At 54.2% G+C, this 6,838-nt stretch carries 6 protein-coding genes; 1 reads left to right on the forward strand and 5 read right to left on the reverse strand.

Annotated elements, in window-relative coordinates; translation table 11 throughout:
- Nucleotides 1-150 (forward strand): molybdopterin-dependent oxidoreductase (locus CPT76_RS40455; RefSeq protein ID WP_258168793.1); only part of this gene is annotated, 150 nt, incomplete at its 5' end.
- Nucleotides 151-172: 22 nt separating this feature from the next.
- On the opposite strand, the gene CPT76_RS24655 is transcribed toward CPT76_RS40455, so the two are convergent.
- From CPT76_RS24655 to CPT76_RS24670, 5 genes are all read right to left on the reverse strand, one after another.
- Entirely contained in the window at nucleotides 173-2,035 is a 1,863-nt protein-coding gene (locus CPT76_RS24655; protein ID WP_105444806.1) for a transglycosylase domain-containing protein, read from the reverse strand.
- Nucleotides 2,032-2,388 (reverse strand): hypothetical protein, encoded by a 357-nt coding sequence (locus CPT76_RS24660; protein ID WP_146116416.1) that lies wholly within the window; start codon nucleotides 2,386-2,388, stop codon nucleotides 2,032-2,034. Before CPT76_RS24660 ends, CPT76_RS24655 begins: the two co-directional genes overlap by 4 nt.
- Nucleotides 2,385-2,642: a hypothetical protein gene (locus CPT76_RS36780; protein ID WP_146116417.1), complete on the reverse strand. Its 258-nt coding sequence runs from the start codon at nucleotides 2,640-2,642 to the stop codon at nucleotides 2,385-2,387. Before CPT76_RS36780 ends, CPT76_RS24660 begins: the two co-directional genes overlap by 4 nt.
- Before the next feature lie 259 nt (nucleotides 2,643-2,901).
- The gene (gene ligA, locus CPT76_RS24665; RefSeq protein WP_105444808.1) at nucleotides 2,902-4,923 is read right to left on the reverse strand and encodes an NAD-dependent DNA ligase LigA; all 2,022 of its coding nucleotides are present in this window, start codon (nucleotides 4,921-4,923) and stop codon (nucleotides 2,902-2,904) included.
- Nucleotides 4,924-4,957: 34 nt separating this feature from the next.
- The coding region (locus CPT76_RS24670; RefSeq protein WP_258168777.1) for a 3'-5' exonuclease at nucleotides 4,958-6,838 on the reverse strand (1,881 nt) is incomplete at its 5' end.

The raw sequence follows: 6,838 nt of genomic DNA on the forward strand, positions 1-6,838 counted from the left end.
CCGGTACGGCTGATCGTTCCCCAAATGTATACTTATAAGTCCGTCAAATGGTTAAACCGGATTGAATTGATTCAAGGCGACCATATCGGCTATTGGGAAGAGCGAGGTTACGATAAAAATGCCTGGCTTCCGAACGCCAAAAGGACATAACTCGCTCCTTGCAGCCCTTCAATCAACGTTCAAGCCCCCTCCTCATGACCGCTGAAAACAAGGCGGCGGCCTTCCCGCTGCCTGCGGTCATGTAATTATCCGCATCCGTTCTGTCAAACCCCATCCATACAGCCCCGGTCCATTCCGGTGTATAACCGACAAACCAAAGATCGCGGTTCCCCTTGCTACTGACACCGGGTAGGCCAAGCTGCGTCGTGCCGGTTTTGCCCGCTACCGGCCGGTTCATCCTAGCTTTCATGCCTGTGCCCTCGTTCACGACGCCGCGCAGCATGCTCGTCATATTTTCCGCCGTCGAGTGCGAAATGACTTGGCGCTCATCCGGACGGTAGGCATACAGCACCCGACCTTTTGAATCCGTAACCTGCCGTACGAGATGCGCTTCACGATAAAACCCTCCACTGGCAAACACGCTGTACGCCTGCGCCATTTTCAAGGGAGAGACGCCGGAATGAACGCCGCCAAGCGCAATGGACAGATTAGCATCCTCAGAGGTAAGCGGAATGCCCAGCTTCGCCGCGAATTGTGTCGCCTTTGTAATCCCTACCTGCTGCAGCAGCCATACGGCCGGAGCATTTACAGACTGCTGCAGCGCTTGCCTCATGGTCATTTGCCCCTGATAAGCTCCGCCCAAATTCTGAGGCTTGTAGCTCCCGTAAGCTATCTTGCGATCCTGAAGCATGCTGTCCGGCGAAAATTTACCGCTCTCAAGGGCCGGGCCGTAAGCGATAATCGGCTTAAAGGCGGAACCCGGCTGCCTGGCATCAACCACGGCCCGGTTCAAGCTGCCTGCAGCAGGATGCCTGCCTCCGGTCAACGCCACGATCTCTCCCGTCCGATGATCCATAATCACCATCGCTGCTTCAACCTGCTGATCCTTGCCGTCCGGCGGAAAGAAATCCGGGTTGCCGAAGGTATCTTCCAGTGCAGCCTGTGCAGCCATATTCATTCCGGTTACGATGGTATACCCACCCGTCTTCAACTCTTCCAACGTTGTGCCTGTTCGCTGCGCGGCTTCCTTGAGAGCAGCATCCATATAAGAGGCCCCCAACATAGGAGAATCAACCTCCGCCGGCGGCTGATATTTCGTATTCATAGCAGAGATCATGTCATCACGGGTAATCAGACCTTGCCGCTTCATAATACCAAGCACTATGTTGCGCCGTTGTATGGGCAGGTCGCCCTTATGTAACGGATTGTAAATGGACGGTCCCTTCGGAATGGCAGCCAAGGAGGCGATTTGCGCCACACTGAGCTTTTTCAGATCCGCCACCCCGAAATAATGCTCCGCCGCAGATTTGATGCCGAATTGCCCCTCCCCCATGTAAATCTCATTCAAATACAATTCCAATATGTCATGCTTGGACAAACGTTTCTCCAGCGACAAAGCAATAGAAGCCTCGTTCAGCTTGCGCAGCAGCGTTTGATCCCGGTTCAGATACAGATTTCGTGCCAGCTGCTGTGTAATGGTGCTGCCGCCTTCCGAAATCCGCATATGGATGGAGTTGGTATATACCGCACGTACGATCCCTTTGTAATCCAGCCCATTATGTCTATAAAAACTCCGGTCCTCCACCGCTAAAAAAGTGTCCAGCAGCAAATCAGGCATTTCTTCCAGGTGCGCCTTGGCCCTGTAGCCCGATTCCGGCAGTGGTATTTTTCGAAGCTTGGTCCCATCCGAGGCCACCAGGATGCTCGACTCCGGTAATACCAGTTTCTCGGGATGACGCCCCACGACGATGCCTCCGTACGTATGTACATAAAACAGACCTGCCAGTACGATCACCGTACCGATGACCGCGACATCGAACGAAAGGTAGAACCCCCTCATCACCTTACGCCAAACCTTTGCCTGCAGGCTGTTCATGACGCCGTCATCAGGCTTTCCAGAAGCCTCTCCAAGCCTTGCGCTTCCCGCTTCACGGATTCCATATCGAAATCTGGCGGCCGCTGACTGTGCAAATCCGCAGCCTCCAATGTGCGGAGCAGAGATTTGATTCGCAAAATGACTGCCATAACCTCTTCGTTGTCCAAAAGCGGGGTCGTTTCGTTTTGGATGGGCGGTGTGGATATTCGATCGGCTGAAGATGTTGTCATCCATCTACGAATGCCTTGTAAGTGGCTTGCCAATGCTTTTAACTCACCACCCGAGGCAACTTTCAGTTCACGGAAGGATCCTCGATCTGCCAGCTCCTCTGCCGCTCTCACGATCTGCTTCATATCATCCGCAAGTTTTTGCGAGCGAAGCATGAACAAACCGGCAAACACGATAAAAAAACAACGGCGGCAATCGGCGTTCTACCAATATAGTTCACCAAACCACGGGCCAGCCTGGCAAAAAATGAATCGGGCGAAACATGCGCATAGGACCACACAAAGACACGGTATGTCAAAAAGAGAACGATACCACTTAACAAAGCGCTGCCCGTCACTGTATACAGATAAGCAGCCCGAATCGTTAACCATTTTCTCAAAACTCAGGCCTCCTCTCAGCAAAGCGGAAAACTCACCCACCTATGCGCAAAAGGATACCAGACAATTCTTAACAAACACCTGCGAAATCCTTAACATTCCCTTAAAATTCCACCGCAAGCAGAAATCCGGCTTCATTCATAGAGCCCCTTCATTCGAGTTCCATCGAAGATCAAAACAGCAATGTCAGCATGAGGTAAAAAGAAAAAGCCCTGGACCCATTTTTCAATGAGCCAGGACTTGGTTAGTCAACTCCTATAACTAGTTCGCTTCTTCGTTCAAAAGACGAATGAACTCGTCCTCGTCCTCGATCACCTGGATGCCGAGCTGCTTCGCTTTGGCCAGCTTGCTGCCGGCCTTCTCTCCGGCAATAAGCAGGTCCGTCTTGGCCGAGACGCTGCCCGTCACTTTCGCCCCAAGCGCCTCCAGTTTCGCCGACGCCTCGTCGCGGGTCATTTGGTGCAGCGTGCCGGTCAATACGACCGTTTTCCCACTAAAGAAGGAGTCGGTTTTAACCGCCTGAGGTGCCTCAGGCGCCTTCGCTTGCACGCCGAGGGAAAGCATTTTCTCGATGCCCGCCACCACAAACGGATCGGCAAAGAAGTTCACGATGCTCTCGGCGACAATGCCGCCGACATCCGGAAGAGCGATTAACTCTTCTATGTCGGCTTTCATCACAGCATGGAGATCCCGGTAATGGTCCGCCAGCATTTTGGCTGTGGATTTGCCGGTGTTGGGAATACCCAATGCGTACAGGAAGGAAGCGAGATCCCTTCCCTTGCTTTTCTCAATCGCCTCCAGCAGATTCATCGCCTTTTTCTCGCCAAAACGATCCAGCTTCACCAGCTGCTCAAACGTCAGCTCATACAGTTCCGCCGCTTCGCGCACGTTCAGTTCGTCGTACAGCTGTCCGGCTGTCTTATCGCTGAACGTCTCGATGTCCATCGCGTCACGGGAGGCGAAATGCGTAATCCGCCCGATGATTTGCGGCCTGCAGTTCAGCTTGTTGTTGCAGAACAGATGGGCGCCGCGCATTTCCAGCGGGAAGCCGCACGCCGGGCAATGCTCCGGATAAATGATTTCACCGCCGTCGTTCTCTTCGGTCACCTTACCCAAAATCTCCGGAATGACGTCGTTGGAACGGCGAATAAACACACGTGTGCCCAGTGCATATTTCAGGTTTTTGCGCTCGATGTCCCCCACGTTGTTCAGCGTACAATTCTGAACGGTAACACCCGCCAGCTCCACCGCCTCTACCCGGGCGAGTGGAGTTACCTTGCCAGTGCGGCCTACGTTCCAGCTGACGGATTCCAGCACGGTCGTCGTCTCTTCCGCCTCGAATTTGTAGGCTACCGCCCAGCGAGGGAATTTGTCCGTATACCCGAGCGCCTCGCGCGTGCGCATGTCGACGATTTTGATAACGGCTCCGTCAATGAGATAGTCCAGGCTGGAACGGCGTTCCTGAATTTCGGCAAGCTGCTCCATCACATCGTCGAAGTTATCGAAATACGTGATGTACGGATTGACTTTAAAGTGATTTTCCCGCAGAAAATCCATCATTTCCTTATGGCTGTCGAACCGGATGTTATCCGAATAGCCCACGTTGTAGAAATAAGCATTCAACCGGCGCTCGGCGGTCACCTTCGGATTCAGGTTGCGAAGCGCTCCCGCCGCCCCGTTCCGGGCGTTCTTGAGCGGCTCTGCCGCCGTTTTGTTGTACTCCTCAAGCACAGAGAGGTTCATAATCCCTTCGCCCTGCACCTCGATCGTTCCGTCCTTATATGGAATGCTCAAAGGAACAGACTTAATCGTCTTGATCTGCGGAAGGATGCCTTCGCCGACCACGCCGTTTCCGCGCGTAGCCGCCTGAACCAATCTTCCGTTGGTATAGGTCAAATTGAGCGTGAGCCCATCAAACTTCAGCTCCACCGCATAGCTCAGCTCGGGCAGAGGGTTATCCGGGTTTTTCTTGTTATAGTCTTGAACCAGCCTTACAGCCCTTGCGTTCCAGCTGCCAAGCTGTTCGATATTTTGGGCCTTATCCAGGCTCCACAGCGGAGCCAGATGACGATGCTGGACAAATCCTTTGAGCAGCTCTCCCCCTACACACTGTGTCGGAGAATCCGGCAGCGTCATGCCGGTCTCCTTCTCCAATGCAACGAGCTGGTCGTACAAAGCGTCGTACTCTTTATCGCTAATGACAGGCGCATCCAGCGTGTAGTATTGATAATTGTGCTTATTCAGCTCGGCTACGAGCTGCTCCATGGTCAACTTCGGATCCATGCAGGGTCATCCCTCCGTCTATAGATTCATAATTTTAATTTTCCACTTTGGTGATCGGCGCAAACCCGGCCAGAAGGCGTTTCACGCCAACCGGCGCCGGAAAAGCGATCTGCAGCTCCGTATCGTTGCCGCTGCCTTTGACCGAAACGACCGTCCCGATGCCCCATTTGCCGTGGGAGACTTTGTCCCCCGCCTTCAATGCGGTGAGGTCCGAGGTGTTGCCTACCGCTGCCATTTTGGCCGGAGTGGAGGTAGTCACCGTCACCCGGCTCTCTCGGCCAACCGAAGTGGCCGTCGAACCGCTCTGCGAGGATGGCGCAGCACTTCTGCCGAAGTTGCTTCCGCCGCTGCCAAAGCCTCTGCCGCCATAAGAACCGCCAATGTTGCCTCCGCGGCGGTAGCGGTCACGGGCAACGACCGTATCTTCCTTCAGCTCTTCCGGGATCTCATCCAGGAAGCGGGAAGGCGGGTTCGCCGTCGTCCGGCCGAACAAGGTGCGCATCTGCGCGCAGGAGAGGAATAGCTGCTGCTCCGCTCGGGTAATCCCCACGTAAGCCAGCCGGCGCTCCTCCTCCAGCTCCTCGTTATCTTGGAAGGCCCGGCTGTGCGGGAATACGCCCTCCTCCATGCCGATGATAAACACCACCGGGAACTCGAGCCCCTTGGCGCTGTGCATCGTCATCAGGACAACCGCATCCGAGCGGTCTTCCTCGCTGTCATTCATGCTGTCGATGTCGGCAATGAGCGCCAAATCAGTCAGAAACGCCACCAGCGACTTATCTTCATTATTCTTCTCAAATTCCATCGTAACAGACAGGAACTCGTCGATATTTTCCAGGCGGGACCGGGATTCAAGCGTATTCTCGCGCTGCAGGTCGACCCGGTACTGGGACATTTCCAGTATTTTTTCGGTCAGCTCAGTGACGGACAGGTACTCCACCATCTGATGAAGGGCCGAAATCATATCGTAAAACTCCACCAGCGCATTCCGGGTCCGTCCGGCAAAGCCCAGGTCGTCAACGAACTCCAACACGCGGAAGATGGACGCTCCCCGTTCGGCCGCCGCTGCTGCGAGCTTAGCCACCGTCGTATCGCCGATGCTCCGTTTCGGAACGTTAATGATCCGCGTCAAGCTGATATCGTCATCCGGATTGGAGAGCAGGCGCAGATAAGCCAGCATATCCTTAATCTCTTTGCGGTCGTAGAACTTGATGCCGCCGACGATTTGGTACGGAATATCCGACTTGATCAAAATTTCCTCGATGACCCGGGACTGGGCATTGGTCCGATACAGGATAGCATGATCCTGGTACGACTTGCCCTGATTTACGTTCTTGCTGATTTCCGAGGTGACAAAATACCCTTCGTCATGCTCCGAGTCCGCCCGATACACTTTAATCTTCGCGCCTTCGCCTTTATCGGTCCACAGCCTCTTCGGTTTGCGGCCGGTGTTCTGTCCAATGACTTCGTTCGCTGCGTTCAGAATCGTCGCGGTGGAGCGGTAGTTCTGTTCGAGCAGAATGGTGCGCGCTTCCGGATAGTCCTCTTCAAAATTCAAAATGTTGCTGATGTCCGCCCCGCGCCAGCGGTAAATGGACTGGTCGCTGTCACCCACAACGCAAATCCGGTGATGGCTGTCGGCCAGCATCCGGCACAGCATGTACTGCGCCCGGTTCGTATCCTGGTACTCGTCGACATGAATGTATTGGAACTTTTTCTGATAAAAATCCAGCACTTCCGGCACTTCCTTAAACAGCTGGATCGTAGCCATGATCAAATCGTCAAAGTCCAAAGAGTTGTTGGCCTTGAGCCGCTTCTGGTACATCGTGTACACCTTGGCGACCAAGCCTTCGAAATAGTCTCCCGCCTTCTGTTCATACTGCGCCGGAGTCACGAGTTCGTTCTTCGCCGTGCT

Source organism: Paenibacillus sp. AR247 (assembly GCF_002968895.1).
Classification (GTDB): Bacteria; Bacillota; Bacilli; order Paenibacillales; family Paenibacillaceae; genus Paenibacillus_AQ; species Paenibacillus_AQ favisporus.

Excerpts from the sequence above, each read along its gene's own strand:
- ligA (WP_105444808.1), bottom strand. The coding sequence starts at position 4,923 with ATGGATCCGAAGTTGACCATGGAGCAGCTCGTAGCCGAGCTGAATAAG.
- CPT76_RS24660 (WP_146116416.1), bottom strand. The coding sequence starts at position 2,388 with ATGAAGCAGATCGTGAGAGCGGCAGAGGAGCTGGCAGATCGAGGATCC.
- CPT76_RS24655 (WP_105444806.1), bottom strand. The coding sequence starts at position 2,035 with ATGAACAGCCTGCAGGCAAAGGTTTGGCGTAAGGTGATGAGGGGGTTC.